This window comes from Thiocystis violacea, from assembly GCF_016583565.1.
Lineage (GTDB): Bacteria > Pseudomonadota > Gammaproteobacteria > Chromatiales > Chromatiaceae > Thiorhodococcus > Thiorhodococcus violaceus_A.
The window spans coordinates 1-2,142 of sequence record NZ_NRRF01000172.1 but is presented as its reverse complement, the minus strand read 5'-3'; the positions used below and the strand labels follow the sequence as shown (position 1 = coordinate 2,142).

General features: G+C 67.3%; 2 protein-coding genes. Both read left to right on the top strand.

The features are described from left to right. The first annotated feature begins 137 nt into the window (after positions 1-137). Complete coding sequence (gene csm6 / locus CKO23_RS24455) at positions 138-1,265, top strand: CRISPR-associated ring nuclease Csm6 (protein ID WP_200336074.1); 1,128 nt, start codon at positions 138-140, stop codon at positions 1,263-1,265. 185 nt (positions 1,266-1,450) lie between these two features. Further along, positions 1,451-1,843 (top strand): hypothetical protein, encoded by a 393-nt coding sequence (locus CKO23_RS24450; RefSeq protein ID WP_200336073.1) that lies wholly within the window; start codon positions 1,451-1,453, stop codon positions 1,841-1,843. Positions 1,844-2,142 lie beyond the last annotated feature (299 nt).

Below are 2,142 nucleotides of genomic sequence, written 5' to 3'. Positions count from 1 at the left end.
TTGCGACCCCATCACCCCCGCCTACCTCCCGCCATAATCCCCACCCACAGGCCGGGGGCCACCCAGATCCGAGGTCCAGGGAGGCAGGGACGCCACGGCCGACCCAACACCTCAGCCGCAACGCCAGTGAAGCCTACATGGAACCGACCGACTACCCCCGCCGCATCCTCCTCGCCGTCACCGGCCTGTCCCCGCAGGTCGTCACCGAAACCCTCTACGCCCTGGCCGTCAGCGGCCAGAACGCTTGGGTGCCCACCGAAATCCACCTCCTCACCACCGCCGAAGGCGCCGAGCGTGCCCGCCTGAGTCTGCTGTCCGATCACCCCGGCTGGTTCCGCCGCCTGCTGACCGACTATCCGCTGCCCGATATCCGCTTCGACCGCGACCACATCCACATCCTGCTCGGCGCCGACGGCCAGGCCCTGCCCGACATCCGCACCGACACCGACAGCCGCGTCGCCGCCGATCAAATCTGCGCCCTGGTCAGCCGCTTCAGCGCCGACCCCCAGACCCAGCTCCACGTCTCCATCGCCGGCGGGCGCAAGACCATGGGCTACTACCTCGGCTATGCCCTCAGCCTCTTCGGCCGACCGCAGGACCGTCTTTCACACGTCCTGGTCTCCGAGCCCTTCGAATCCAGCTGGGACTTCTTCTATCCCAGCCCCGTCAGCCGCGTCATGACCACCCGCGACAACAAGCTCGTCGACGCCGCCGACGCCCAGGTCACCCTCGCCGACATCCCCTTCATCCGCGTCCGCGAGGGCCTGCCGACCCGGCTCCTGGAGGGCATCGCCAGCTTCGGCGAAACCGTTGACGCCGCCCAACGCGCCCTGGCGCCGCCCGCGCTCCGGATCGACCTTGCCGCCCAATGCATCCACGCCGCCGGCGAGCGCATCGACCTCCCACCCGCCCAGCTCGCCTTCTACCTCATGCTCGCCGAGCGCCGCATCCAAGGGCTCGATGGCGTACGTTGGGATGACGATGGCCTGGCCGGGCTCTACCTCGACGCCTACAGTCGTCTGGTCGGCGACTTCTCCGGCGACCTCGAGCGCGTCGAGACCGCCCTCGCCGCCGGCATGACCAAGGAATACTTCGAGCAACGCAAGTCACAGACCAACAAGGCCATCAGCGACGCCCTTGGACCCCAGCTCGCTGCCGCTTATCGCATCCACCCGCAGGGCACCCGCCCGCGCACTCGATTCGGCCTGGAGCTGGACCCGGATGCCATTGACGTCATGCATTACCGATCACAGCACCGCAACTGAGCACAGAGAGACCACAAGCTTGTCGCCACTGCGCTTGGCCATCGCGTGTGCAACAATCGCCGCGACACGCCAAGGTGGGAGCGCCGCCCCGGCGCGACGAGCCAGTTCACCGCCGGGTCGCGGCGGGGCGCCGCTCCCACAAGCGAGGCCCCCGCGCCGCACTCGAAAGGAGACACGAGCACACCATGACAGCCCCAACACCGGAAGACACCGCCCTGCAGGACGCGACCTGCCGCATGGCGCTCACGGCCTATCTGCATGATCTGGGCAAGTTCGCCGAGCGGGCGCGGCTCGCCACCGACGAAAGTAAACGTCTGCTCCACGAGCAGATGTACTGCCCCCGGCGCGAGGAGAAGGGGCGTGTCTGGCACACGCACAAGCACGCCGCCTATACGGTGCTGGCCTGGGATCTGATCGAGCGTCGCTTCCCCGAACTCGTCGGCGACGACGTCTCGCCCTTTGCGGCCTGGGGCGCGACCGACGTGGACGATTCCATGGTCAACGCCGCCGGTGGCCTTGGTCATCGGTTGGTTGCGCCAGGCAAAGCCTGGAAGGAGAGGAAGATAGCGGACGGATAAGCGAATCGGAAACTCCTTGTTGCGGCCCACCGGGTGAAAGTCCCGAGCCGGTAAGGATTGGCCATCCACCGGAACCGAGTGTGGCGTGGTGCGGGAGTGATCCCGGCTGCGAAGCGAACACAGGGGGCGTGTAGGCTGTGTGATAGAGCCCCGAAACTGATGCCAGCGGAGTCGACGCATTCCAATCACCGGAAGGCAACAGTCTCGGCATTGTACTGGCCTGATGCCGAGACTCCGCCGGGGTCTGAGAGCAGGGCATGCACGCACGGGTCGCCCAGGAACCTGGGAGGGCTCAGTCG

Coding starts and splice junctions, on each gene's coding strand:
- CKO23_RS24450 (WP_200336073.1), top strand. CDS start 1,451: ATGACAGCCCCAACACCGGAAGACACCGCCCTGCAGGACGCGACCTGC.
- csm6 (WP_200336074.1), top strand. CDS start 138: ATGGAACCGACCGACTACCCCCGCCGCATCCTCCTCGCCGTCACCGGC.